This is a genomic window from Nocardioides sp. S5 (genome assembly GCF_017310035.1).
GTDB lineage: Bacteria > Actinomycetota > Actinomycetes > Propionibacteriales > Nocardioidaceae > Nocardioides.
In genome coordinates this window covers 2772782-2797810 of record NZ_CP022296.1, presented here as the reverse complement: position 1 = coordinate 2797810, position 25029 = coordinate 2772782, and the positions used below count along the sequence as shown (strand labels likewise).

The 25029-nt window shown below is 71.5% G+C and carries 20 protein-coding genes and 1 tRNA gene; 11 read left to right on the top strand and 10 right to left on the bottom strand.

Annotated features, from left to right (window positions below; translation table 11 throughout):
- Nucleotides 1-22: 22 nt before the first annotated feature.
- Nucleotides 23-1528 (bottom strand): calcium-binding protein, encoded by a 1506-nt coding sequence (locus CFI00_RS13810; RefSeq protein WP_207081701.1) that lies wholly within the window; start codon nucleotides 1526-1528, stop codon nucleotides 23-25.
- Between the two features lie 569 nt (nucleotides 1529-2097).
- Here CFI00_RS13810 and CFI00_RS13805 point away from each other — a divergent pair.
- From CFI00_RS13805 to CFI00_RS23645, 4 genes are all read left to right on the top strand, one after another.
- Nucleotides 2098-3783, top strand: coding sequence for a CHAP domain-containing protein (locus tag CFI00_RS13805; RefSeq protein WP_207081700.1), 1686 nt, complete (start codon nucleotides 2098-2100; stop codon nucleotides 3781-3783).
- A 66-nt stretch (nucleotides 3784-3849) separates the two neighbouring features.
- Entirely contained in the window at nucleotides 3850-4878 is a 1029-nt protein-coding gene (locus CFI00_RS13800) for an aldo/keto reductase (RefSeq protein WP_207081699.1), read from the top strand.
- 146 nt (nucleotides 4879-5024) lie between these two features.
- Nucleotides 5025-6401 (top strand): NAD-dependent succinate-semialdehyde dehydrogenase, encoded by a 1377-nt coding sequence (locus tag CFI00_RS13795; protein ID WP_207081698.1) that lies wholly within the window; start codon nucleotides 5025-5027, stop codon nucleotides 6399-6401.
- A 246-nt stretch (nucleotides 6402-6647) separates the two neighbouring features.
- Nucleotides 6648-7454, top strand: a complete 807-nt coding sequence (locus CFI00_RS23645) for a resuscitation-promoting factor (RefSeq protein WP_242532396.1) — start codon at nucleotides 6648-6650, stop codon at nucleotides 7452-7454.
- 10 nt (nucleotides 7455-7464) lie between these two features.
- Here the strand turns inward: CFI00_RS23645 and CFI00_RS13785 are convergent, their stop codons facing one another.
- On the bottom strand, nucleotides 7465-7935 hold the full coding sequence (locus tag CFI00_RS13785) for a tRNA (cytidine(34)-2'-O)-methyltransferase (protein WP_207081697.1): 471 nt from the start codon (nucleotides 7933-7935) through the stop codon (nucleotides 7465-7467).
- Nucleotides 7936-8022: 87 nt separating this feature from the next.
- Here CFI00_RS13785 and CFI00_RS13780 point away from each other — a divergent pair.
- Both CFI00_RS13780 and CFI00_RS13775 read left to right on the top strand, forming a co-directional pair.
- Nucleotides 8023-8096: transfer RNA gene (locus tag CFI00_RS13780), tRNA-Gly, on the top strand.
- A 38-nt stretch (nucleotides 8097-8134) separates the two neighbouring features.
- Nucleotides 8135-8977 (top strand): SDR family NAD(P)-dependent oxidoreductase, encoded by an 843-nt coding sequence (locus CFI00_RS13775; protein ID WP_207081696.1) that lies wholly within the window; start codon nucleotides 8135-8137, stop codon nucleotides 8975-8977.
- Between the two features lie 12 nt (nucleotides 8978-8989).
- Here the strand turns inward: CFI00_RS13775 and pepN are convergent, their stop codons facing one another.
- Nucleotides 8990-11422: an aminopeptidase N gene (pepN, locus tag CFI00_RS13770; RefSeq protein WP_207081695.1), complete on the bottom strand. Its 2433-nt coding sequence runs from the start codon at nucleotides 11420-11422 to the stop codon at nucleotides 8990-8992.
- Between the two features lie 92 nt (nucleotides 11423-11514).
- Complete coding sequence (kynA, locus tag CFI00_RS13765; protein WP_207081694.1) at nucleotides 11515-12369, bottom strand: tryptophan 2,3-dioxygenase; 855 nt, start codon at nucleotides 12367-12369, stop codon at nucleotides 11515-11517.
- A gap of 53 nt (nucleotides 12370-12422) precedes the next feature.
- Here kynA and CFI00_RS13760 point away from each other — a divergent pair, with 53 nt between their 5' ends.
- Complete coding sequence (locus CFI00_RS13760) at nucleotides 12423-13358, top strand: DNA-3-methyladenine glycosylase 2 family protein (RefSeq protein ID WP_207081693.1); 936 nt, start codon at nucleotides 12423-12425, stop codon at nucleotides 13356-13358.
- Between the two features lie 4 nt (nucleotides 13359-13362).
- On the opposite strand, the gene CFI00_RS13755 is transcribed toward CFI00_RS13760, so the two are convergent.
- The 3 genes from CFI00_RS13755 to CFI00_RS13745 are packed head-to-tail and all read right to left on the bottom strand — an operon-like array spanning nucleotide 13363 to nucleotide 17024.
- Nucleotides 13363-14607, bottom strand: a complete 1245-nt coding sequence (locus tag CFI00_RS13755) for a phospholipase D-like domain-containing protein (RefSeq protein WP_347401862.1) — start codon at nucleotides 14605-14607, stop codon at nucleotides 13363-13365.
- A gap of 45 nt (nucleotides 14608-14652) precedes the next feature.
- Complete coding sequence (locus CFI00_RS13750; protein ID WP_207081692.1) at nucleotides 14653-15321, bottom strand: response regulator transcription factor; 669 nt, start codon at nucleotides 15319-15321, stop codon at nucleotides 14653-14655.
- The gene (locus CFI00_RS13745; RefSeq protein WP_207081691.1) at nucleotides 15312-17024 is read right to left on the bottom strand and encodes a histidine kinase; all 1713 of its coding nucleotides are present in this window, start codon (nucleotides 17022-17024) and stop codon (nucleotides 15312-15314) included. The genes CFI00_RS13750 and CFI00_RS13745 overlap by 10 nt, the downstream gene beginning before the upstream one ends.
- A 134-nt stretch (nucleotides 17025-17158) precedes the next feature.
- On the opposite strand from CFI00_RS13745, the gene CFI00_RS13740 reads away from it, so the two are divergent.
- The gene (locus CFI00_RS13740) at nucleotides 17159-19024 is read left to right on the top strand and encodes a hypothetical protein (RefSeq protein WP_207081690.1); all 1866 of its coding nucleotides are present in this window, start codon (nucleotides 17159-17161) and stop codon (nucleotides 19022-19024) included.
- Here the strand turns inward: CFI00_RS13740 and CFI00_RS13735 are convergent, their stop codons facing one another.
- Both CFI00_RS13735 and CFI00_RS13730 read right to left on the bottom strand, forming a co-directional pair.
- Complete coding sequence (locus CFI00_RS13735; RefSeq protein ID WP_207081689.1) at nucleotides 19025-20506, bottom strand: ATP-binding protein; 1482 nt, start codon at nucleotides 20504-20506, stop codon at nucleotides 19025-19027.
- Between the two features lie 5 nt (nucleotides 20507-20511).
- Entirely contained in the window at nucleotides 20512-20868 is a 357-nt protein-coding gene (locus tag CFI00_RS13730) for a response regulator (RefSeq protein WP_207081688.1), read from the bottom strand.
- 161 nt (nucleotides 20869-21029) lie between these two features.
- Between CFI00_RS13730 and CFI00_RS13725 the strand changes: the two genes are divergently transcribed.
- The gene (locus CFI00_RS13725; RefSeq protein WP_207081687.1) at nucleotides 21030-21656 is read left to right on the top strand and encodes a hypothetical protein; all 627 of its coding nucleotides are present in this window, start codon (nucleotides 21030-21032) and stop codon (nucleotides 21654-21656) included.
- 58 nt (nucleotides 21657-21714) lie between these two features.
- Nucleotides 21715-23844 carry an excinuclease ABC subunit UvrB gene (gene uvrB, locus CFI00_RS13720; RefSeq protein ID WP_207081686.1) on the top strand — a complete coding sequence of 710 codons (2130 nt, stop codon included), beginning with the start codon at nucleotides 21715-21717 and terminating at the stop codon, nucleotides 23842-23844.
- Between the two features lie 27 nt (nucleotides 23845-23871).
- On the opposite strand, the gene CFI00_RS13715 is transcribed toward uvrB, so the two are convergent.
- A complete protein-coding gene (locus CFI00_RS13715; RefSeq protein ID WP_207081685.1) occupies nucleotides 23872-24387 on the bottom strand; it encodes a DUF1707 domain-containing protein in 516 nt (171 codons plus the stop codon).
- A gap of 78 nt (nucleotides 24388-24465) precedes the next feature.
- On the opposite strand from CFI00_RS13715, the gene CFI00_RS13710 reads away from it, so the two are divergent.
- A complete protein-coding gene (locus CFI00_RS13710; protein ID WP_207081684.1) occupies nucleotides 24466-25029 on the top strand; it encodes a hemerythrin domain-containing protein in 564 nt (187 codons plus the stop codon).

The window sequence follows — 25029 nt, the reverse complement described above, 5'->3', positions numbered from 1 at the left end:
TCGCAGTCAGCTCCTGGTGCGGTCAGCGCTCGCACCGACGCTTCTGCTCAGCGCGGCACACGTCCTTGGCACCGGACCCGCCGTCCGCGCGGTCCCGGGACGGGCCGCCGTACAACCGGTCCCGACCCGCCTGTCCCTGCAGGTTGTCACGCCCCTTGCCGCCGAGGAGCCGGTCGTACCCGCCGCCACCGCGGAGGAGGTCGTTGTCGTCCTTGCCCTTCAGCACGTCGGGTCCGTTGCCGCCCTTCAGGCGGTCGGCCCCAGCACCTCCGTCGAGGAGGTCCTTCCCGCGGCCGCCGACCAGCACGTCCGGACCGACGGTGCCCTCGAGCTCGTCCCTGCCGCTGCCGCCGTTGAGGTAGGCCTTCGGGAAGCGGGGGCAGAAGACCGACTCGAAGAAGGAGTCGTAGGAGCGGGCGACGCGGTCAGAGCCGCCGCGAGCGGTGACGCTGGCGTCGCAGGCCGAGAAACGGAGGTCGTTGCGGCCGTCGGTGCCGCGGAGGACGACGCGGCGGGCGAACAGCGAGGCATCCTCGAAGCCGGCCGCCGAAGTCGTGTACTCCGCCTCTGCGTCCGCCACCAGCCTGCCCTTCTCCAGGTCGAGGTCGAGGAGACCCGACTCGGAGGTGAGGTAGAAGAAGTCTCGTCCGTCGCCGCCGTCGATCACGCTGCCGACGCGCGGCGACTGGTCTGCCCGGAAGGCGTCGTCGCCTGCGCCGAAGGTGGCGCGGACCCGGCCGGACACCGTGGCGTTGACGGTCTCGTCGGCCGCGGTGCCGACGAAGACGAGGTCCTCGCCCCCGATGGTCCCGGTCCAGAACGTCTCCAGCCCCGACCAGGTCGCCACGACCTGCTGGTCGATCAGGAGCTGTCCGGCTGCGTTGTCGACCACCGTTTCCCCGGAGCGGAGGAGTGCCGAGGGGAAGAGCTCGTCGATGCCGGCGCCTCCATCGATCGAGCCGTCGGCGGTGGTGACACCGTTGTAGATGAGCGAGTCGTTGCCGGCGCCCAGCGCGATGACGTCGGGGTTCGGCTGCCCGACGACTCCGCTGTGGAACCGCTCGGAGCCGGCCCCACCGACCACGACGTCCCGCTCGCTGTCCACCGGGGCGGGCTCCGAGTACGCGCCGTAGATGGTGCTGCCCACGCCGCCTCCCTCGAAGCGGTCGGCGCCCTCGCCCAGCTCGACCTGTGCGATCCAGTCAGGCGCGGTGGTGCCGTCGACGACGTCGTCGCCGGCGCCCGCGTCGATGATCACCCGCCTCACCGAGGGTCCACCGGGCGAGGTGACGCAGATCAGGTCGTCTCCACCCAGGGTCGTCACCTTCAACGCGCCGTGGGTCACGACCACGTCCCGTCCCTCGGTGCCCACGATGCCGTCGCTGCCGAGCAGGGCGGGGTTGCCGGGGGTGCCGACAATGGTCGCGGCCTCGCCCCGACAGGTCTCACCAGCGGCGTCGGCGGCCGGGATGGGACTGAGAATGGCCAGGCTCAGCAGGCCGGCGGCGGTCAGCGTCGTCGTACGCACGGTGCGTCCTTCCGGAAGCGGGGTGGCAGGTCCAACGTACGACTCGCGACCCGACGACAAAGTTGCCGTCGCCGGTGGGTGAGGCGTAGCCCACGTTGCGTCACGACATGTGCTCAGCGCGACGGGGTACGGAGGCGCAGCACCAGGCTCAAGACCACGGGCCGGCACGTTCGAGAACCACCGGAGACATTCATGTCGACCACCCACACGATCCCGCGGCACACGACCGACTGCTCAGGCGGGGAGGCCCGGTGACCCCGGTGTACGTCCGCTCGATCGGGCACCTGATGGGCATGCTCGGCGCGGCCGTGCTCCACGCGGCCACGTCGGTGCTCCCGGTGGGCCGGAGGAGCCTCTGATGTTCCTCTTCTTCAGCAACCGCCTCGGCTGTGCCGGCTCACTGCTGGTCTCGCTGGCGATCACCGCGCTCGTGCTGCTGCTGATCTTCGTCATCTGAGGTCTGCGCGGCCGGAACCGCGCCCGCGCCGAGGGCACCCGCGAACGAATTACACGATTGATCTTCGCTCATCGGCGTGGCGGCCTTGACTTCTGGCCCATACGATCACTCAGTGCAACAACTGCCTCACGAGTCACAGCCGTCACAGAGCGCCCCCGCAGGACGGGCCGCGCTCGCCTCCGTCGTACGCCGGGCCGGCCGGACGGCCAGCCTGCTCACGGCGCTGGTGGCGCTGCTCCTGGTGGCCCTCCCGACGACCACCGGGAAGATCAACCTGGTCACGTCGACGTACCTCTGCTCCGGCTACGCCGGGTGCCAGGACGCCGGCTACGGACACGCCGGCTATCGCCAGGCGTCGTCGACGATGTTCTGGCGGATGTATGCCGGGCACAACTGCACCAACTACGTCGCCTACCGGCTGATCCAGTCCGGGATGCCCGACGTCCGGCCGTGGTCGGGCAGCGGCAACGCCTCGAACTGGGGCGTGGCGATGGCTCCCATCACCGACCAGACCCCCACCGTCGGGTCCGTCGCCTGGTACAAGCCGCACGTCACGCCGGCGGGCTCCAGCGGGCACGTCGCCTACGTCGAGCAGGTCATCTCCGACACCGAGATCATCGTCTCGGAGGACTACTGGGGCGGTGACTTCTACTGGCGTCGCATCACCAAGTCCGGCGGCGGCTGGCCCTCAGGCTTCATCCACTTCAACGACCGCGTCGTCGCCCCGACCACGGCTCCTGCCATCGTCGGGTCCCCGGCGGTGGGCGCACCGCTGGAGGTGGCGACCGGCGCGTGGACGCCCACGCCCAGCAGCGTCGCCATCCGGTGGCTCGCCGACGGTGCCGCGATCCCCGGTGCCACCACTCCGTCCTACGTGCCCACGCCCGACGTGAAGGGCAAGACCCTCACCGCCGAGGTGACCGCCGAGCTGAGCGGCTACACCGCCGGCCGGGCGAGCCTCGCGACCGCTCCCGTCGCACCCGGCGTGTTCCAGCCCACCGCGCAGCCGACGATCCAGGGTGTCGCGGAGGTCGGCCAGACGCTGACACTCACGCCCCCGTCGTGGGCGCCCGAGCCCAGGAAGGTCACCACGCAGTGGTACGCCGACGGCGCAGCGCTCGACGGTGCCACCGGGGCCTCGCTCGTCCTCACGCGCGACCACGTCGACAAGCGCATCAGCGCCCGCACCATCGCGAGCGCGAGCGGTTACAGGAAGTCGAGGTCGACCGCGGTCGAGACCGGTCCGGTCCTCGCCAAGCCGGTCGTGATCACCCGCCCGTCCCGCGTGAAGGGCACGCCCGCGCTGGGCAACAAGCTCACCGTCCGCGCGGGCAGCGTCAAGCCCACCGACGCGACGGCCACCTACAGGTGGCTCCGGGACGGCAAGCGGATCGCCAGGACCACGCGGCCCACCTACACGGTCCGCAAGGCCGACGTCGGCCGGAACCTGTCGGTCGAGATCACGCTCTCGCGCCGGCACTTCCGCAGCACCACGGAGACCGTCGCCGTGCCGATGGTGACGACGACGCCGACCCTGAAGGTGCGCTCCGACGCCTCGCGCAAGCGCGTCGTCGTGGAGGTCCGCGTGCGCGCCCTGGGTGCGCCCCGACCCGACGGCGCGATGAGCGTCAGCGTCGGCGGACGTACGGTCGAGGTCCAGGTCGTCGCAGGGAAGGCTCGGGCCGTGCTGCGTGGCTTGCGCGCCGGCGTGAAGCCGGTGGTCGTGCGCTACGCCGGGACCGACGTCGTACGAGCAGCCGTCGAGCGCTCGACCGTGACCGTGCCGGCGCGTCGCTGACCCCCCGCCGCTGACCCCCCGCCGCTGAGCCCGGTCCCGCCCGGGCCCGGTGTCTAGGCTGGATCCATGCGATACCGACTGCTGGGCAAGAGTGGCTGTGCCGTCTCCGAGCTGTGCCTCGGCACCATGACGTTCGGCGCCGAGACCGACGAGGCTGGCTCCCACCAGCAGCTCGACCTGTTCGTCGAGGCCGGCGGCACGCTCGTCGACACCGCTGACGTCTACTCCGCCGGGGTGTCCGAGGAGATCATCGGGCGCTGGCTCGCCGACCGGCCCGCCGACGTCACCGAGTCCGTCGTGCTCGCCACGAAGGGCAGGTTCGCCACCGACTCCCGCCCCAACGGCAACGGGCTGTCGGCGCGGCACCTCACCCGCGCGCTCGACGCGTCGCTGGACCGGCTGGGGGTGGACACGGTCGACCTCTACCAGGTCCACGCCTTCGACCCGCACACGCCGATGGAGGAGACGCTCCGCACGCTCGACGGGTTCGTCCGGGCCGGCAAGATCCGCTACTACGGCCTGTCCAACTTCACCGGGTGGCAGCTCACCAAGGCGGTGCTGACCGCCCGCGCCCTCGGCCTGCGCGAGCCGGTGACGCTGCAGCCGCAGTACAGCCTGATCGTCCGGGAGGTCGAGTGGGAGGTCGTGCCGGCCGCGCTCGACGCCGGCATGGGCCTGCTGCCCTGGAGTCCCCTCGGTGGCGGCTGGCTGTCGGGGAAGTACACCCGCGACCAGCGCCCCACCGGCGAGACCCGGCTGGGCGAGGACCCGGGCCGCGGGATGGAGGCGTACGACCGTCGCGGCAGCGACCGCACCTGGCGGATCATCGACGCGGTCGAGCGCGTCGCCACCGACCGTGGCATCTCGATGGCCGAGGTCGCGCTCGCGTGGGTCAACAACCGCCCGGCCGTGGTGTCCACGATCCTCGGTGCGCGCACGACCGAGCAGCTCGCCGCCAACCTGAAGGCCGCCGAGCTCGAGCTGACGGCCGAGGAGCAGGCGAGCCTGGACGGGGCCAGCGACCTCGCTGCCACCGACTACCCCTACGGCGAGCTGGGCATCGAGCAGCGCAGCCGCGAGCTGGCCGGCGGCTGATCCCTGACCAGGCGGTTCCTGATCGGCCCATTCCCGATCGCGGCGGTGTGACTCCTCACCCCGACGGGCCCTTGTGATGCCGACGCGCGACCGTACGTTCGGACAGGGGAGCACGCCCGTCCCCGCCCCGTTCGAGAGGAGTCACGATGAGCGACTACCAGGTCGTCAACCCGTCCACCGGTGAGGTCGAGAAGGAGTTCCCCACCGCCACCGACGCCGAGGTGCAGGACGCGCTCGCGCGCAGCCACGCGGCGTACGGCGAGTGGCGCACCACCGCCCTGGACGAGCGCGCGGCGATCCTGCGCAAGGTCGCGGACCTCTACGACGAGCGCGCCGACGACCTCGCCGCGATCATCGCCCGCGAGATGGGCAAGCCGCTGCGCGAGGGCAAGGGCGAGCTCAAGCTCGTGTCCTCGATCTTCCGCTACTACGCCGACCAGGGCCCGGCCCTGCTGGCCGACACCCCGCTGGACCCCGCCATGGGCGGCAACGCGGTCGTGCGCAAGGAGGCGATCGGCCCGCTGCTCGGGATCATGCCGTGGAACTTCCCCTACTACCAGGTGGCCCGCTTCGCCGCGCCCAACCTGATGCTCGGCAACACCATCCTGCTCAAGCACGCGCCCCAGTGCCCCGAGTCGGCGCTCGCGATCGTGCAGGTCTTCGCCGACGCCGGTCTGCCGGCCGACGCCTACATCAACCTCTTCGCCACCAACGAGCAGTCGGCCGACATCATCGCCGACCCGCGCGTGGTGGGGGTCTCGGTCACCGGCTCCGAGCGGGCCGGTTCCGCCGTCGCCGAGGTCGCCGGTCGTCACCTCAAGAAGGTCGTCCTCGAGCTCGGCGGCTCCGACCCCTTCATCCTCCTCGACGCCGACGACCTCGGCGCCGCGGTGAAGTCCGCCGTCCGCGGCCGGATGGGCAACGCCGGCCAGGCGTGCAACGGCGCGAAGCGGATGATCGTCGTCGACGGGCTGTACGACGACTTCGTCGAGCAGTTCACCGCCGCGATGTCCGGCCTCAAGCCCGGCGACCCCTTCGACAGCACCAGCGGCTTCGGCCCGCTGTCCTCGGAGACCGCCGCGACGAACCTGCTCGAGCAGGTCGAGGACGCCGTCTCCAAGGGCGCGACGCTCCGCACCGGCGGCAAGCGCCTCGACCGACCGGGCGCCTTCGTCGAGGCCACCGTGCTCACCGACGTCACCCCCGAGATGCGTGCCTACAGCGAGGAGCTCTTCGGGCCCGCGGCCGTCGTCTACCGCGTCGCGGACGCCGCCGAGGCGGTCGCCCTGGCCAACGACTCGTCCTTCGGCCTGGGCGGGGTGGTCTGGAGCTCCGACACCGAGCAGGCGCAGCAGGTCGCCGACCAGCTCGACACCGGCATGGTGTGGATCAACAGCGCCCAGGGCTCGGCCGCCGACCTCCCGTTCGGTGGCACGAAGCGCTCCGGCGTCGGTCGCGAGCTCGGGCCCTACGGCATCGACGAGTTCGTGAACAAGAAGCTGATCTACACGTCCGCTGGCTGATCGCCGGTCCCGGGGTCGCGTTGCGTGACGTCACTCACACTCCGCGATCCCGGCAGCCGGGGGCGGGCACGGCCGATTCGACACTCGCGGCGCTCCGTGTTCTCGTGGAGGTGCCGCAGCCGCCCCTCGACGACGAGGCGCCTCCCATCGTGAGGCGAGCGCTGGCCGTGGTCCCGGTGCCGAGCTGATGGTGCCGCATCCGAGCGCCCCGGAGGCGTACCCCCGATCATGTGAGGTCCGAAGCACGTGCGTGCCACCACCACACCTGCCCTGTTCGCCCGCTCCCGCGGCGTCGCCGCCACCATCGCGGCGTCCGCGCTCGCGCTGACCCTCGTCCCCGGCGGCGCGTCCGCCGCGTCGAGCGCCGAGCCCGTCGACGTACGCCTCAAGGTCGCCGACGCGGCCCCCGTCGAGGTCGCCGTCACGCCCCAGGCGTGGCCCGGCCAGCTCCTCGAGGCCTACGGCGTCCCTGCCGACGGCAACGACCTGGTCGACGTCGTGCGCGACGGTCGCGAGGTCTCGGGCAAGCGCAAGCGCCTCCGTCAGGGCGACGTCGTACGCGTCACCGACGTCACCAAGGAGCGCAAGACCAAGCGCCAGAAGGTGCGCCGCGGCACTGTCGAGGTCTTCACCACCAAGCTCAAGCCGGGCGTCCGCAAGGTCGTGCGTGAGGGCCGTCCCGGTGTCCGCAAGGTCGTCGCGATGAAGACCCTGCACAACGGCGAGCCGGTGAAGTACCGCGTGGTGAAGAAGAAGATGGTCCGCGACGCGCGCCCGCGCCGCGTCCTCGTCGGTCGCAAGGCGTACGCCGTCGCCGGTGCGGACGGTCTCAACTGGGGCGCGCTGGCGAACTGCGAGTCGGGCGGCAACCCGCGCGCGGTGAACCCGGCCGGTTACTACGGGCTCTACCAGTTCGACCTCGGCACGTGGCGCAGCGTGGGCGGCTCCGGCCTCCCCACCGCCGCGTCGGCGGGCGAGCAGACCTACCGCGCGAAGCTGCTCTACAAGCAGCGTGGCCGCTCGCCGTGGCCCACCTGCGGCCGGCTCCTCTGAGCCTGACGGCTCACTGGGCGCCGGGGAAGCCCTGCTGGCGCCACGCCTCGTAGGTCACCACGGCCGCGGAGTTCGCCAGGTTCAGCGACCTGCGGCCCGCCAGCATCGGGATCCGGAGCCGGTCGCTCACCCGGGCGTGCGTCAGCACCTCGTCCGGGAGGCCGGTCGGCTCCGGACCGAAGAGCAGCACGTCGCCGGGCTCGAACGCCACGTCGGTGTGCCAGCGGGTCGCGTGCGCGGTGAACGCGAAGACCCGGGAGCCCGCCAGCGCCTCGCTCGAGAGCGCGGCGTCGAGGTCGGGATGGACCACCACCGACGCGAGGTCGTGGTAGTCGAGCCCCGCGCGCCTGAGCTGCGGCTCGGACAGGTCGAAGCCCAGCGGCTCGACCAGGTGCAGGGTCGCTCCCGTCCCGGCCACCATGCGGATCGCGTTGCCCGTGTTGGGCGGGATCCGGGGCTCGAGGAACATCACGTGGAACACCGCGCCAACCTAGCCGCCGACCCGGTGGCAGGACGGCCGGGGGAGTGGTCCACACTTGTCACCTGCCGGTTCGCAAGGGCCGGTCCTGCGGACGTGGTGTAGTTGCAGCACGGCTCCCTTCCAGGGAGATGGTCGAGGTTCAAATCCTCGCGTCCGCTCCACTTCTTCCCCCTCAGCAGCCCCGACCTAGGCTCGGGGCATGACTGAGCAGACGATGGCGGGCCGTACGGTCCTGGTGACCGGGGCGAGCGACGGGATCGGCGCCGAGGCGGCGCGCGTGCTGGCGGCGCGGGGCGCGATGGTGCACGTCACCGGGCGCTCCCTCGACAAGCTGCGGCCGGTCGCGGAGGCCGTCGGCACCGAGCCCCTCGTCGCCGACTTCTCCCGCCTCGACGACGTACGCCGCCTGGCCGAGCAGGTCGCCGAGCGCGTGGGCACGCTGGACGTGCTGATGAACAACGCCGGCGGCACCTTCTCCCCGTCCCGCCTGACCGCCGACGGCCACGAGCCGAACTTCCAGGTCAACCACGTCGCGCCCTTCCTGCTCACCAACCTCCTCCACCCGAAGCTGGCCGCCGCCGGCCGCTCGCTCGTGGTCAACACGTCCAGCATCGCCAACCTGATGGGCAAGGTCGTGCTCGACGACCTCGACTACGAGCACCGCACGGCGCGCGAGTTCCCGGCCTACGGCACCGGCAAGCTGATGAACATCGTCTTCACCCGCGGCGCGTCGGTCCGCTGGTCCGGCGACGGCATCGTCTCGGTCGCCGTGCACCCCGGTCCGGTCGGGAGCTCGTTCGGCCGCGACTCGCGGGTCGTCGGCCTGCTCTACCGCACGCCGCTGAAGCGCTTCGCCACGATCAGCGTCCCCGACGGCGCGGCGCCGCTGGTCGCCCTCGCCGAGCGCGGGGCCGACCAGGACCTCGACGGCCGCTACTTCAGCCGCTTCACCCCCGACGGTCGCGAGAACAAGCAGGCGAGCGACCGCGCGATCATCGACGGTCTGTGGGAGCGGTCCGCCGCGCTCGTCGGGCTCGGCTGAGCCGCGCCCGCCTCAGAGCGCGCGGGCGCGCAGCATCCGCAGCACCAGCTCGGAGCGCTCGGTGAGCGAGCCGACGACGACCGGCGCCGCCTCGGCGGCCGCCACCTCGCGGGCCCGCGCGACCCACGCCTCGTCGACGGCGTACACCGGGAAGAGGCTGGCGGTCAGGGCGAGACCAGGGATCATCCCGCCCTCGTGCAGGGTGGGCAGCGCCTCGAGGTAGCGCGCGGCGTAGGGCGCCACGAGCTCGTCCTGCCCCGGCCTCCAGAACGCCCCCGCCACCGAGCCGGTGGCCTGGATGGGCGTCCTGCGCTCCACCAGGGCGGTCCACGCCTCCTCCTTCGCCGCGGCGGAGGGAGAGCTCGCGCGCACGCGCAGCGCACGGATCCAGCCGTCGGGGTCGGGGTCGCGCTCCTGGAGTGCCTGGACGGCGTCGGTGTCCACGTCGCCGAGCTCGGCCCGGCGCTCGAGGACGTACCACTGGAGGTCGATGTCGTCGCCGGCGTGCTCGCGCACCGTGGCGAGGTCGTCATCACCGCCGGCGGTCTGGGCCAGCGCCCGCAGTGCCGACTGCCGCGACACCCCCGCGTCCACCATGCGACGGGCGGCGGCGGCCACCTGCGCCTCGAGGCCGACCCGCTCCGCGTCGGGTGCCCAGCGCTGGGCGGCGGTGAGAGCGAGCCCGAGGCAGGGCTCGGCGACCGTCTCCACGGTCTCGACCCTCAGCACGTCGGTGAGTGCCTCCACGGCCTCGGCCGCCGTGGCGTCGCCGCTGGACAGCATGTCCCAGACGGTGGCCATCGCCACGGAACGGGCGAGCGTCGTGGGCAGGCCGGAGGGGCTGCTGACCAGCACCTGGCGCCCGGCGGCGTCGGGTCGGGTGGTGGCGAAGGTCGTGTCGTCGTGGTTGACGAGGTAGAGGTCGGCGGCGGGCAGGCCCTCGACCGGGGTGCGCTCGCCGGCCACCTCGACGCGGACCGAGCCGACCTCCTCGAGCGCCTCGCCGGCGCGGCGGTAGGCGCCCACGCCCACCACCTGCGGGTGCGGGGCACCGTGGGCGCCGACGGCGGTGAGCACGAGGCCGTCGTCGGTCTGCTCGATGCCGAGCCGGTCGACGCCGGCGGTCTCCAGCCAGGCCGTACGCCACGGCTGGAGGTCCCGACCGCTGGCCTGCTCGAGGGAGCGGACGAGGTCGTCGAGCGTGGTGTTGCCCCACGCGTGCTCGGCGAAGTAGGCGCTCATGCCGACGCAGAAGGTGTCCTCGCCGACGAAGTGCATGAGCTGCTTGAGCACCGCCGCGCCCTTGGGGTAGGTGATGGAGTCGAAGATCGACTCCGCGTCCGCCACGGTCGGCACGGGCTGACGGATCGGGTGCGACGCCGGTCCCTGGTCGGCGAGGTAGGCGTCGAGCTTGTCGCCCACGAGGTTGTTGGCAGCGGTGTCGCCGTAGGAGGTGGCCCGCTCGGCGGCCCACATGCAGGCGAACTCGGCGAAGGCCTCGTTCAGCCAGAGGTCGTCCCACCAGCGCATCGTGACGATGTTGCCGAACCACATGTGCGCCATCTCGTGCAGGAGCACGTTGGCGAACATCTGCCACTCGCCCGTGGTGGGCTCGTGGCGGCGCAGGATGCCGTCGGCCCACGTGACGCAGCCGTAGTTCTCCATCGCTCCGCCGAACTCGGGCAGGAACACCTGGTCGTAGGAGCGCTGCGGGAAGGGCATGCCGAACCGCTCGCCGAAGAACTCCAGGCCCTGCGCGGTGAGGGTGAACACCTGGTCGGCGTCGCGCTCCAGCGCCGGGGCCAGGGTCTGGCGCGCGTGGAGCCCGAGGTCGTAGCCGTCGACCTCGCGGCGCACCTCGACGAACGGCCCGGCCACCACGACCGGGTTGTACGTCGACAGCGCGGGTGTCGGCTCGAACGTCCACCTGCGGCCACCGTCGACGTCCTCGACCATGGGGTCGCCGGAGTTGCTGACGACGGTCCATGCCTCAGGGGCGGTGACGGTGAAGGCGTGCGGCGCCTTGAGGTCGGGCTGGTCGAAGCAGGCCCAGGCGTAGCGCGCCTCGTCGGGCTCGAAGGAGGTCCACAGGTAGACGTTGTCGTCGCCGGGGTCGACCGCGCGGTGGACACCCCGACCGTGCTGGGTGTCGCGCTGGACGGTGGCGACGACCAGCTCGTTGTCCGCTGCCAGTCCGTCGAGCGCGATCCGGCCCTCCTGAGGCGCGGGCACAGGCTCGCCGTTGAGCGTGGCCGACTCGACCTCGGCGCAGCAGTCGACGAACGTCGAGGCGCCTTCGGTCGCGGTGAAGCGGATCGTGCTGACGGCGCGGAAGTCGGGTCCGTCGACGAGGCCGGTGAGGTCGATCGCGATGTCGTAGGAGGTGACCGACAGGAGCGCCGCGCGCTCGACGGCCTCCTCCTGACGAAGGCTGCGGACGGGCACGGGCTGGTCCTCACTCGAGGTCGTGTGTGCTGCTGAACGCCCGAGGTGAGCGACGTGTGCAGCCTAGGCCGGGGGGTTGCTGGAAGCGAGGGTCATTCGCCGATCCGGGTCCGGACCTCGTAGAGCTCGGGGAAGAACGTGAGCGAGAGCGCGCGGCGGAGGAAATCGACACCGGACGACCCGCCGGTGCCGACCTTGTGACCGATGACCCGCTGCACGACCTGGAGGTGTCGGAAGCGCCACTGCTGGAAGGCGTCCTCCATGTCGACGAGCTCCTCGCAGGTCTCGTAGACGCCCCAGTGCTCGGCCGGCGCTGCGTAGACGGAGGCGAAGACCTCGACGAGGTCGGGGTCGGTGGTGTGCGGCTGCGTCCAGTCGCGGTCCAGCAACCGCTGCGGGACGGCGTACCCCTGGCGGGCGAGGTGGGCGAGGAACTCGTCGTAGAGCGACGGCTCGTGGAGCAGCTCGTCGAGCGCGGTGCGGGCGCCCTCGTCGTGGGAGAAGACCTGGACCATGTCGGCGTTCTTGTTGCCGAGCAGGAACTCCACCTCGCGGTACTGCGCGGACTGGAAGCCCGAGCTGGTGGCGAGGAACGGGCGGATCTCGGCGTACTCGCTCGGGGTCAGCGTCGCGAGCACCGACCACTGGTCGGTGAGCGTGTGCTGGATGTGCTTGATCCGCGCCATCCGCTTGAGCGCGGGGGACAGGTCGTCGGAGCGCAGCAGGGCGCGGGCCGAGCGGAGCTCGTGGATCATCAGCTTGAGCCACAGCTCGCTGGTCTGGTGCTGCACGATGAAGAGCAGCTCGTCGTGCTGCTGGGGGTCCGACAGCGGCTGCTGGGCCGAGAGCAGGACGTCGAGCCGCAGGTAGTCGCCGTAGGACATCGAGCGCGAGAAGTCCTTCTCGATGCCGTCCTCGAGGTCGCGCTTGTTCGGTGATTCACCCATGGGCGGCAACCTATCCCTCGTCGCGGTCGGTGGCCTCGTCTACCGTCGACGCCATGCCCCCCGCCGAGCCCGAGCGCACCCGCACCTGGGTGCCGCACTGGCCGTGCTCGGCCGCGCAGGTGCTGCGTCCCCAGCGTCGCGGCGCGGGAGACCCGACGCAGCGCCACGAGGACTCCGGTCGGATCTGGCGCGCCATGCGTACGCCGACCGGCCCGGCGACGCTGGCGATCCTGCCGCGACCCTCGACCGGCGACGTCCTCGGCCGGGCGTGGGGGCCGGGCGCCGACTGGGCGCTCGAGGCGATGCCGGGCCTCCTCGGCGCGGACGACGACCCGAGCGGGTTCGAGGCGCACCACCACCCCGAGGTCGCGGCCGGCTGGCGTGGCCACCAGCACTGGCGCATCGGGCGCACCGGCCTGGTCATGGAGTCGCTCGTGCCGTCGATCCTCGAGCAGAAGGTCACCGGCAAGCAGGCCTTCGGCTCCTTCCGCGAGCTGGTGCGGCGGCACGGCGAGCCCGCGCCCGGCCCCGTCGCGGCCCTGCGGCTGATGGTCCAGCCGACACCGGCGACGATCGCCGCGATCCCCTCGTGGGAGTGGCTGCGGCTCGGCGTCCAGCCCGCCCAGTCACGCACCCTCGTGACCGCCTGCCGGCTCGCGTCGTCGCTCGAGCGCATCACCGAGGTGTCGGTCGAGGAGGCGGACAAGCGCCTGACGTCCGTGCGCGGCATCGGCGTGTGGACCAGCGCGGAGGTGCGCCAGCGGGCCCTCGGCGACCCCGATGCCGTGAGCTTCGGCGACTACCACCTCGCCAACTGGGTCGGGTGGGCGCTCGTCGGCCACGACATCACCGACGACGAGATGGCCGAGCTGCTCGAGCCCTACCGCCCCCACCGCGGCCGGGCAGCCGCGATGGCGATGGCCGGCGGGCAGCAGCGACCGCGCCGCGGGCCGCGGATGAGCGTCCCGACGCACCTGCCGACGCGATGAGGCGTCAGAGCAGCGGACGCAGCGGCGCCAGGAAGCTCTCGGTGAACTTCCGGTTCAGGTCGCGCGCCTCCCACTCGTGGAGCGTGAGCTCGAGGCAGTTGCCCTCGTCGGTGAGGAAGACCCGCTCCATCACCGCAGCGAAGTCGGGGTCGATGACCTCGATGTTGATCTCGTAGTTGCCCTGGAGGCTGAGCCGGTCGATGTTGGCCGTGCCCACCGTCGCCCAGCTGCCGTCGATCGTGGCGGTCTTGGCGTGCACCATCGCGTCCTTGAAGCGCAGGATGCGCGCCCCCGACGCGAGCAGCTGGCCGTAGTAGCCGCGCGAGATCCAGTCCGCGACGATGTGGTTGGACTTCAGCGGCAGCAGGATGCGTACGTCGACCCCGCGGCGCGCCGCGTCGGTGAGCGCGTCGACGAAGTCCTGGTCGGGCAGGAAGTAGGCGGTGGTCAGCCAGATGTTGCGGCTGGCGCGGTTGATCGCCTCGAGGTACATGCTGCGGATCGGGAAGTTCCACTGGCGCGGGCTGTTGCGGTGGATGCGGATCTGCGGGTCCCAGTGCGAGGCCGTCTCCAGCAGCAGCGGGCGCTCGCTGCGGCGCAACCGGTGCCGTCGGTTGAGGTTCCAGAAGTCGGCGAAGGCGCGCTTGAGGTCCCACACACCCGGGCCGGTGATCCGCACGTGCGTGTCGCGCCACTCGGTGGCGTACGCCGAGCCGATGTTGTAGCCGCCGAGGAAGGCGACCTCCTCGTCGACGACCAGCATCTTGCGGTGGTTGCGGCCGTAGTGGCGCAGGTCCCAGAAGCGCAGGCCGGCGGTCCAGACGGGGTAGCGCAGCACCTTCAGCGACGGGGAGAAGCGCTTGAAGGCGGGGGAGACGACCATGTTGGCGAAGCCGTCGTAGATGCAGTGGACGTCGACGCCACGGTCAGCGGCAGCGGTGAGGGCGGTCTTGAACTTCCACCCGATCTCGTCGCCCTTCCAGATGTAGGTCTCGAAGAGGATCTGCTTCTTCGCCCCGTCGATCGCGGCGAGCATGTCGTCGTAGAGGTCGCGCCCGAAGGTGTAGGTCGTGATCAGCCCGTCGCCGACCGGCACCGTCTCCGGCCCGGTCACGGGGAACGGCTTCGGCTTCTTGCCGCGGCGGCGGTAGGAGTCGACCAGGGACAGCGCCACGGCCAGACCGACCTGCAGTCCGAGGAGGCCGAGCAGGGTCCGCCGCGCGGTGGTCAGCATGCGAGCGACGGTCACGCGGACAATCTAGCGATGTCACCGTCATCCGCCGACCGGGACGCGTCAGGGCTGGTCCGTCAGGTGCGATCTCGATCGCAGGTAGGCCACGACAGCCAGCACGCGGCGGTTGGACGCGGGGTCGTCGACGAGACGGAGCTTGGCGAACGCCTGGGTGATGTGTGCCTCCACCGTGCGTTCCGCGATCGACAGCCTCGCGGCCAGCGCACTGTTGGAGTAGCCCTCGGCCACCAGGGCGAGCACTTCGCGCTCACGCTCGCTCAACGAGTCGAGCGGGTCCTTCAACCGGCGTCGACGCATGAGCTGCGCCACGATCGTCGGGTCGACCACCGACTCCGACTCACACAGTCGCCGCAGGGCGTCCACCAGCACGGCGCCGTCGAACAGCCGGTCCTTGAGGAGGTAGCCGAGACCCTCGGGGTGCTCGTCGAGCAGGCGGAGGGCGTACGCCGTCTCGACGTACTGCGACAGCACGAGGACCACGGTGTCCGGATGGTCTGCCCGGATGGCACGCGCGGCGACGAGACCCTCGTCGGTGTGTGTCGGGGGCATGCGGATGTCGACGATGGCGGCGTCCGGTCGCTCGCGCTCCACGGCCGCGAGCAGCCCGGCGGCCTGGTCGGCCACGGCGACCACCTCGACACCTGACGAGGTCAGCACCGAGACGATGCCCTCGCGGGTCAGCATGTTGTCCTCTGCCACGACTACCCGCACGGGATCACCGCCTCCAGTCGGTCCCCATCATGGCGCAGCTCGCCCCCGACCGCTCCCACCCGGTCGCGCAGGTGGACCTCGTCGAGGGTGCCCACGCCGGCGGCGACCAGCACGAGGTCCGCGCCGCGACGGCGTACGTCGATCGTGACCGTTCCCCGGGCGTCCTGCACCACCGATCTCGCCACGAAGTACGCCGTCCGTTCGGCCGCCGGGAAGCGCGGACCCGACGCGAGCGCGCTGTGCAGCACCATGGGTGGGTCCGAACGCTCGGCAAGTGACCACAGCGCCTCCTCGAGCCCGGCATGGTCGAGGACGGCGGGGAAGACGCCGTGGGCGAACTCCCGCAGCTCGTCGAGGCACGTCCGCGCGCACGCGATCGCCTCGTCGAGGGGCTCGGTGACGTCGTCGTCCGCCTCTGCCCTGGCCAGGCGGAGCTCGTACGTCACGGCGAGCAGTCGCTGCTGCGCACCGTCGTGCAGGTCTCGCTCGACCCGACGTCGATGGCTGTCGGCCTCGGCGACGATGCGCTCGCGCGACAGGGTCAGCTCGGCCAGGTGCCCGAGGCTCTCCGCGCGCAGTCGCTCCGTGTCGATCGCCAGTCGGGCGACGGCTCCCAGCTCCTGCTCGAGGACGCGGCGTCCGAGGCGGTGGCCGTCGTACTCGATGAGGGCCACGGGCTCGCGGCCACGCACCACGCGTGCGACCGTCGGCGCCCCTGGTCCCTCGGGCCGGATCCGACCATCGGCGTCGACCCACTGACCGGTGTCGCGCCTCCAGTAGCGCAGGGTCAGGGTCGGGTCCCCGACGGCTGCCCGCAGGCTCTGCTGGAGGCTGCCTCCCTGTCGACGTTCGGCCAGCTCGCTCATGAGTCGGGTCGCGCGTCGCAGCGCCTGCCGGCGGCTGTGGGTGAGCCACGCCGCTCCCCCCGCGACACCGAGCAGACCGGCGGCCTGCAGCAGGAACACGGACAGTCCGGCGGTGGTGTCGAAACGTTCGAGCGGCGCCCGCTGCAGCCTGAGGGCGTTCGCGGCCTCGGCGAGCAGGGTGAGTGCCGCCGCGACGGCTAGCGCCGGCCAGGCGTGCGCACGGGTCATCTGCACCACGACCAGGACGAGGACGACGGCCGCCACGACGACGGTGAGCCCGCGCAGGAGCTGGGTGAGGTCTGCGGACAGGCCGGGGTTCGACGTGACCATGACGTAGTCGCTGCAGTCGCTCCAGCAGGCCGCGTCCAGGAGCGGATGGCGCACCAGACCCGCCGCAGCGCTGAGCAGGCCGACCAGCACGTAGCCCACGGCCGCTCCAGCAACGACCCACGGTGTCGTTCCGTACACCGCTGTCAGCGCGAGGTGTGCCAGCACGGGAACGGCGAGCGCAGGGATCATCGCCGCGAGTGCCCGCGCCAGCGAGGGCCCGCCGTCCCACCCGACCAGCACCGGACCCAGCCACGTGCAGGCCAGGACCAGGCAGGCCGTGCCGAGCCAGCCGGAGCGGGAGCGCCACAGGACGTAGGCGCCGGCGCCGACGAGCGCGTACGCGGTCGTGAGAGCCACGAGCGCGACGGCGGGTGAGGTCCCCAGGTACGACGTGACACGCGGTGCGCGGTCGACGTGGACCGTGGTCACGATCACGCAGTAGGCGGTGGCGAGGCACACGCACACGATCGCGAGCACCTGGCTCCGGCGCCGCGCCACCTGACTCATGGCGCCAGTCTCTCGCGCTTGCACCTGCGGGAAGCCACAATCGAGATCGGCGATCGGCCGGTGCCTGCCCGGATGGACGGACGACTCCTGATCCCTAGCGTCGAACCATCCCACGAGGTGCGAGGAGGCGGATCATGGACAACGCGAGTGTCACTGCCCGCAGGGCCGCGGCGGTGGCGACGGGGGTCTGGCTCGCGATCTCCCTCACCGCGTGCACGAGCACGAGCGGAACAGGCACACGATCGGGCGGAACGCCGCCGCCGGTGGTCCTCACCATGGGGACCGAGGACCCGCAAGGGCGGCCGGCGAGCAACCAGATCGAGGAGTTCGCGCGTCAGGTGGCCGTCCTCACCGACGGCACGGTCCGCATCGAGCCGCGGTTCCGGGTGCTCGGCGGCCCCAACGTCCCCGCGTGGGACCAGGAGGTCGCTCGGATGGTGGTCGGCGGCGAGCTGGACCTGGGCATGATCCCGGCGCGCGCCTGGGACACGGAGGGGGTCACCACGATGCGCGCCCTCAACACCCCGCTCCTGCTCACCTCGGACGAGGCGGTCCACTCGGTCGTCGGTGACGAGGACCTCGTGCGAGACCTGCTGACCGGACTCGACGACATCGGCATCACGGGGCTCACGCTCGTGCCCGAGGGCATCCGCCGCCTCTGGTCGGTGGACGGACGACCGGGGGTCGTCGACAGGCTGGCGGAAGGGGGCCGGGTCCGGGCGCCGCGCTCCGAGACGACGTGGGCGGTCCTCGAGGCGCTCGGCGCACGACCCACGGATGCGGAGATCGACAGCGCGACGGTCGCGGTGGAGTCCCAGCTGTCGCTGAGCGAGACGCTCCCCGGCGGCAGCTCCCTCGTGGGCGACGTGGCCCTCTTCGCGAAGGTCAACTCGCTCGTCGCCAACGCGGCGGCCTACGACGACCTGACAGAGGACCAGCAGGACGGGCTCCGCGAAGCAGCCGCCGCCACGCGCGACTGGGCGATCGCGACACAGGTCGGCGACGAGGAGCTCGCCCGGGCGTTCTGCGACGAGGGCGGCACGATCGTCCACGAGGGACCCGCTGCCGCCGGCCGGGTGCGCGCGACTGTCGGCAGCGTCACCGCCGGCCTGAGGCAGGACCCGGCGACGGCAGCGCTCATCGACCGGATCTCGGACCACGCCGAGGCGGTCACGCCCGTGACGCTGCCGACGTGCTCACCCGAGACCGGCGACGTCACCGTCGACAACGTCGTAGCCGAGGGCGGGGCCCTGCCCGACGGCGTCTACCGCTTCGAGCTCACCGACGAGTGGCTCCGGGACCGAGGCCTCACGCCCGGGCAGATCCAGGACAACCACGGTGTGTGGACCTTCGAGCTCGTCGACGGGACGTGGTCGCTCCACCAGGTCGCGCCGAACCTCGAGTACGCAGCGTCGGACGTCTACCAGGTGCGCGGGGACGAGCTGTTCTGGCGTTTCGCGGGAGACAGCTTCGTCTTCCACCTGCGCTGGTGGATCGACCAGGACGGGAGCCTCCGCTTCGAGGACGTGAGCGGCCAGGAGCGGTACGGCGACTTCCACTTCATGCTCCCGTGGCGGCGCGTCGGGGACGCCACGGGAACGGGCACGGGCACGGATCCCGTGCCCGAGGTGACCGTCGAGAACATCCGAGCCGAGGGCGGGGGCCTGCCGGACGGCACCTACCGTGCCGAGTTCACCGACCGCTACCTCGAGGACCACGGGCTCGGTCCCGAGGGCGTCGAGGGCAACCACGGGGTCTGGACCTTCACGTTGGACGCGGGTCGCTGGACGTTCGACCAGGTCGCGCCCAACATCACCGACCATGCCGAGGGCATCTACCAGGTGGAGGACGACCAGCTGTGGTGGCGGCTCCACGACGAGCCCGAGGTCATCCACATGACCTGGGCGGTGGGCGACGACGGAAGCCTGCGCTTCGAGCCTGCCGGCGAGGTGTCGGAGCCCGACTTCCAGTTCGACCTCCGGTGGCAGCGGGTGGACTGATCACGCGCGGTGGTCGAGCGGGAGCTCGGCCACCACGCTCGTGCCGGCCGGTGTCGAGGACACGGTCAGCGATCCACCGAGCGCTTCCACCCGGTCGCGGAGGCCCAGCAGGCCGCCTCGGTGCGACATGGCCGCACCTCCGGGACCGTCATCGGAGATCTCCGCGCGGAGCCTTCCGTCGCCGGATCCGACGTCGATGACCACCGAGGCGCCCGGAGCGTGCTTCGCCGCGTTGGCGAGCGACTCCGCGCACACGTAGTAGACGGTCACCTCGGTCTCCGGCGGGAGCGGGCCCACGTCCACGCCCAGCGTGACGGGGACGGGAGCCGACTCCACCAGGTCGCGGAGGGCCGCGGGAAGACCGTCCGTCAGAGCGTGCGGGCGCAGGCCCGAGGCCAGCTCCCGCAGGTCCTTGCGCGTCCGAGCGAGCTGGTCGACGGCTCGCGCGACGTGCGTCCCGCCGTGGGGCCACGTCGACAGGCTCGCCGCCAGCTCGGCGAGTCGTGCCTCCACCCCGTCCCGGAGCTCGGACTCCAGCCGGCGCCGCTCGAGGTCGGCCGCCTCGACCAGGCGGGCGCGGGAAGCCTGCACCGCTGCCGCCTGTCCGGACACCTCCACCTGCCAGGCCGCGTGCACGGCCTCCATCCGAGCGGCGGCCTCGAGTGCGTGGTGCAGTCGTGGGTCATCCGCGATCGCGGCGTCGTGCTCCAGCAGCAGGAACAGGTGTCCGTCCCGGTCGACCCGCGTGACCGACCTGCCGGGCCGGGCGGTCGCTGCGACGGGACGCCCGTCCGCGGCGGCGTACGTGCCACGCACCGGGTCCCAGGTGGCCACGACCAGGTCGGGGTCCTGGAGCGCACGGGCCAGCGCGTCCCGGACCGGCCGGGCCGGCACGTCGCCGAGGTCCACCACGAGATCGGTCAGGTGCGACACGGGTGCCTGACCCAGACCGACGTACAGGACGGCGCAGGCAGCCAGGACGGCCACGTCGTACGCGACCAGGCTCGGGAACCACGCCGACGACCCCTGCGAGAACCGCACCAGGGCGATGCCCAGGAGCGTGCCCGAGAACAGGAGGGACGCGGCGAGTGCCCAACGGTGCCGCGCTCGGGCGAGACCCCGGGTGCCGCGGAGGTTCCAGCCAGCACCGAGGGCGAGCGCCAGCGCGAGCAGGACTGTGGCCCGGTCGTCGAGCCACAGCACGGGGGCGAGGACCGAGACGACGTACGCCGCTGCCGTGAGGGCGATGGCGGGAAGGCGACGCGGACGCCCGTGCGGATGCGCGAGCAGCGCGTGGACCAGCACCCCGCGGTGCCAGAACAGCGCGGCCGGAAGGACGAAGGCGACGAGCCACGTGACTGCGACGACCGCCACCAACGTGGCCGTGGAACGACTCCGCCGCCAGGTCAGCGCGGCCGTCACGAGCACGAGGAGGCCGACGGTGAGGTCCGTCACGAGCACTGCGGCGTGGTCGGCGTCCATCGAGGTCAGTCCGACAGCAGGCGGCGCAGGGCCGCTCCGCTGAGATCGGCCTTGACGAGGAAGCCGCGGGCCGGTGACGAGCGCAGGCGAGCGCCGTACGTCGACGCCTCCCGGCTGGAGACCAGCACCACCTCGGGCGGCTCGGGCAGGGCCGACAGCCGCTCCGCGACGGTGAGTCCGTCGATGTCCGGGAGTCGGACGTCTACCAGCACCACCTGGGGTCGAAGTGCCTCGTTGGCGAGGAGAGCCTCGGCGCCGGTGGCTGCCGCGCCGACCACCTCGAAGCCGTCGGCCGCGAGCAGCGCCGTGGCCGCACGCAGGAAGTCGGCGTGGTCATCCACGACGAGGACGGTTCGCCCCATGGCGCGATCGTCGCACCTCGGGGCGCCATCGCGCATCGTGGCTACCCACGACGGCGGACCTCGAGAGTCGGCGGATGGCCCCGACGTGCCGAGCGGCTCTCGTGCCTAGCGTCGGAGGCGAACGGATCGACCGCGATCCGACCGACCCAGGAGCCTTCATCATGAACACCTTGCGCACGGCAGCCGTGGCTGCCGCTTGTCTGGCCACCGTCGCCCTCACCGCGCCTGCCGCGGTCTCCGACCCGCCGCACCAGGTCGATCCGGCGCAGCTGCAGCCCCCGCTCAACCCGAACTTCGCCCCGTGGTCGTGCTTCGAGGCCGGCACCGGCATCACCTGCAAGGGCGGGTACGAGGCGTCGTACCACGAACCGATCGGCCTCACGTGTGACGGCAAGGAGGTCTGGATCTCGGGAACGGCTCGCGAGTTCATGACTCGCTGGCACGATGCAGAGGGCCTCGCGACGAGGACGAGGGTGCACCTCGACTTCCCGGCCGACGTGTTCTCCCTGTCGGCCGACGGCAGCGGACCGACGCTGACGATCAAGGGGCACTTCAACCGCCACTACGTCTACCCCGTGCCGGGGGACCTGGCGACGAGGGTCATGACCGAGGTGGGCGCGATCTACGTCGCCAACCAGCGTGGCCAGGGCAACGTGCTGCACGACACCGGGACGGTGACCTTCGAGCCGGGAGCCGACTTCGAGGAGATCGCCGTGATGCACGGCGTCCACCAGGTGTACGACGGCACCGTGGACGTCGACCAGCTGATCTGCGACGAGCTGACCTGACCCGGGGCAGGTCAGCTCGCACCGGCCCGCTGTCGGTGGCGGCCCGTAGGCTCGACGCATGCGTCCAGTCACCGATCTCCAGCGCCGGGTGGCCCCCTTCAAGGTGGTCTCCGACTACGAGCCCTCCGGCGACCAGCCGGCGGCGATCAAGGAGATCGTCGAGCGGATCAACGGCGGCGAGCAGGACGTCGTGCTGCTCGGCGCGACCGGCACCGGCAAGACCGCGACGGTGGCGTGGGTCGCCGAGCAGGTCCAGCGCCCGGTGCTGGTGCTCCAGCCCAACAAGACCCTCGCCGCCCAGTTCGCCAACGAGCTGCGCCAGCTCTTCCCGGACAACGCGGTCGAGTACTTCGTCTCCTACTACGACTACTACCAGCCCGAGGCCTACGTCCCCCAGACCGACACCTACATCGAGAAGGACTCCTCCATCAACGAGGAGGTCGAGCGGCTGCGCCACAGCGCGACCAACAGCCTGCTGACCCGCCGCGACACGATCGTGGTCTCGACGGTGTCCTGCATCTACGGCCTCGGCACCCCCCAGGAGTACGTCGACAGGATGCTGCGCCTCAACGTCGGCGAGGAGCACGACCGCGACTCGGTGCTGCGCCGCCTGGTGGAGATCCAGTACACCCGCAACGACATGTCCTTCACCCGCGGCACCTTCCGCGTGCGCGGCGACACCCTCGAGATCTTCCCGGTCTACGAGGAGCTCGCGGTCCGCGTGGAGTTCTTCGGCGACGAGATCGAGCGGCTGATGACGCTCCACCCCATCACCGGCGAGGTGATCTCCGAGGACACCGAGCTCCACGTCTTTCCCGCCACCCACTACGTCGCCGGCCCGGAGCGGATGGAGCGCGCGATCAAGGGCATCGAGCTCGAGCTCGACGACCAGCTCGCGACCTTCGAGAAGCAGGGCAAGCTGCTCGAGGCGCAGCGACTGCGGATGCGCACGACGTACGACGTCGAGATGATGCGCCAGGTCGGCTCGTGCTCGGGCATCGAGAACTACTCGATGCACATGGACGGCCGCAAGCCCGGCAGCGCGCCCAACACCTTGCTCGACTACTTCCCCGAGGACTTCGTGCTGGTCGTCGACGAGTCCCACGTCGCGGTGCCGCAGATCGGCGGGATGTACGAAGGCGACATGTCGCGCAAGCGCAACCTCGTCGACCACGGCTTCCGCCTGCCCAGCGCCATGGACAACCGGCCGCTGCGGTGGGAGGAGTTCCTCGAGCGGATCGGCCAGACGATCTACCTCTCCGCGACCCCGGGCAACTACGAGCTCGACCGGGTCGGCGGCATCGAGGGCACGGTGCAGCAGATCATCCGCCCGACCGGCCTGATCGACCCCGAGGTGGTCGTCAAGCCGACCAAGGGCCAGATCGACGACCTGATCCACGAGATCCGCACCCGCGCCGACAAGAACGAGCGCGTCCTGGTCACCACGCTGACCAAGAAGATGTCCGAGGACCTCACCGACTACCTCCTCGACGCCGGCATCCGCACCCGCTACCTCCACTCCGAGGTCGACACGCTGCGCCGCATCGAGCTGCTCCGCGAGCTGCGCATGGGCGAGTACGACGTCCTCGTCGGCATCAACCTGCTCCGCGAGGGCCTCGACCTCCCCGAGGTGTCGCTGGTCGCGATCCTCGACGCGGACAAGGAGGGCTTCCTGCGCTCCGACAAGTCGCTCATCCAGACCATCGGTCGTGCGGCGCGCAACGTGTCCGGCCAGGTCCACATGTACGCCGACAAGATCACTCCCTCGATGGAGAACGCGATCGGCGAGACCAACCGTCGCCGTGCGATCCAGGTCGCCTACAACACCGAGCGCGGGATCGACCCCCAGCCGCTGCGCAAGAAGATCGCCGACATCACCGAGATGCTCGCCCGCGAGGACGAGAACACCGAGGAGCTGCTCCGCACCTGGGCCGACGTCGGTCAGAAGGGCCGAGCCGGGGGAGTCAAGGCAGGGAAGTCCCCGACGCCCGCCCTCTCACGCATCCACGCGGAGGCGCCCGACACCGCCGGCATCCCCAGCAGCGACCTCGCCGAGCTCATCCAGGGCCTCACCGACCAGATGAAGACCGCGGCCGCCGAGCTGCAGTTCGAGGTGGCGGCGCGCCTGCGCGACGAGATCTCGGACCTCAAGAAGGAGCTCCGCCAGATGATGGAGGCGACGAAGTGAGGAGGGGGCGCTGAGCGAGGAACGACCTCACGACTCCTCGTCGCGCCGCTTGAGCTCCTTGCGCTCCTTCTTCTCGATTCGCTTCACGTGCTCCTCGATGATGTCGCGCTTGTTCACCTGGACCCGCACGAGGTTCATCAACGCGAATCCCATGGGGAAGAGCGGCCAGGGGAACCCGCCGAACATCGTCGCGGCCCAGATCGTCCAGAGCAGCGCCGAGAGCCCGACGAACCCCATCAGTGCCTCGCGGCGGTCGCCCTCCCACTTGCGGACGGCCTGCTCGTGGACGACGGCACTCCCTGCCCGGGGCGCACGCGCCGCGGGCAGGTCCTCGACGAGGGGCACGAGGTCGCCGAGCGTGCGGCTGGACAGCGCGGCCTCGGCGCGCTCGTCGTACTCGGTGCGGGTGAGGCGTCCTTCGGCGAAGGCGTCGGCGAGGACGTTCTCGATCGCGGCGCGGTCACGGTCAGAAGCCCGGATCGCCGCGTTCTCGGGGCGGCGCGGGTCGTGGTCGAACTGGCTCCACACCTCGATGCCTGGCACCTTCCCAGCATAGGGATGCCCCACCCGGTCGGGCGGTCGCGTGGTGCCGCTGTCGCACGAAGTGGCTAGGTTCGGGTCATGAGCACCTCCATCGACCTCGGTCGCCCCGTCTCCGGCGACGTCATCGACCTGATCCTCGACGACCACCGGCGCTTCGAGGCGTTGCTGCGCGACCTGCGCGACAGCACGTCCGACCGCGACGCCGTACGCCGCGCGCTGGCGGCCCTGCACGTCGCGCACGCCGAGGCGGAGGAGCAGCACGTCTACCCCCAGCTGCGCCGCAAGGACGCGATCACCGAGCACGAGGCGGAGCACGGCGAGGAGGAGCACGCCGAGGGCCACGAGGCGATGCTGGCCGTGCTGGAGCTCAAGGGCACCGACACCCAAGCCTTCGACGACGCCGTCGAGGAGCTCGCCAAGGTGCTCAACCACCACCTCACCGAGGAGGAGCTCACCATCCTCAACCCCGCGCGCGAGGAGGTCGGCGAGCAGGTCCGTGCCGAGCTCGGCACCGCCTTCGCCACCGAGCGCAACAAGCAGCTCGACGCCGACTGCGGCTCGATCGACAACGTGCGCCGCATCGTCGCCGCTGCCGAGCGCGAGGGCCTGCTCGACGACGAGGACGACGACTCCGAGGAGTGA

Excerpts from the sequence above, each read along its gene's own strand:
- CFI00_RS13760 (WP_207081693.1), top strand. The coding sequence starts at position 12,423 with ATGCCCCCCGCCGAGCCCGAGCGCACCCGCACCTGGGTGCCGCACTGG.
- CFI00_RS13710 (WP_207081684.1), top strand. The coding sequence starts at position 24,466 with ATGAGCACCTCCATCGACCTCGGTCGCCCCGTCTCCGGCGACGTCATC.
- CFI00_RS13725 (WP_207081687.1), top strand. The coding sequence starts at position 21,030 with ATGAACACCTTGCGCACGGCAGCCGTGGCTGCCGCTTGTCTGGCCACC.
- CFI00_RS13795 (WP_207081698.1), top strand. The coding sequence starts at position 5,025 with ATGAGCGACTACCAGGTCGTCAACCCGTCCACCGGTGAGGTCGAGAAG.
- uvrB (WP_207081686.1), top strand. The coding sequence starts at position 21,715 with ATGCGTCCAGTCACCGATCTCCAGCGCCGGGTGGCCCCCTTCAAGGTG.
- CFI00_RS13730 (WP_207081688.1), bottom strand. The coding sequence starts at position 20,868 with ATGGGGCGAACCGTCCTCGTCGTGGATGACCACGCCGACTTCCTGCGT.
- CFI00_RS13800 (WP_207081699.1), top strand. The coding sequence starts at position 3,850 with ATGCGATACCGACTGCTGGGCAAGAGTGGCTGTGCCGTCTCCGAGCTG.
- CFI00_RS13745 (WP_207081691.1), bottom strand. The coding sequence starts at position 17,024 with ATGAGTCAGGTGGCGCGGCGCCGGAGCCAGGTGCTCGCGATCGTGTGC.
- kynA (WP_207081694.1), bottom strand. The coding sequence starts at position 12,369 with ATGGGTGAATCACCGAACAAGCGCGACCTCGAGGACGGCATCGAGAAG.
- CFI00_RS13740 (WP_207081690.1), top strand. The coding sequence starts at position 17,159 with ATGGACAACGCGAGTGTCACTGCCCGCAGGGCCGCGGCGGTGGCGACG.
- CFI00_RS13775 (WP_207081696.1), top strand. The coding sequence starts at position 8,135 with ATGACTGAGCAGACGATGGCGGGCCGTACGGTCCTGGTGACCGGGGCG.
- CFI00_RS13735 (WP_207081689.1), bottom strand. The coding sequence starts at position 20,506 with ATGGACGCCGACCACGCCGCAGTGCTCGTGACGGACCTCACCGTCGGC.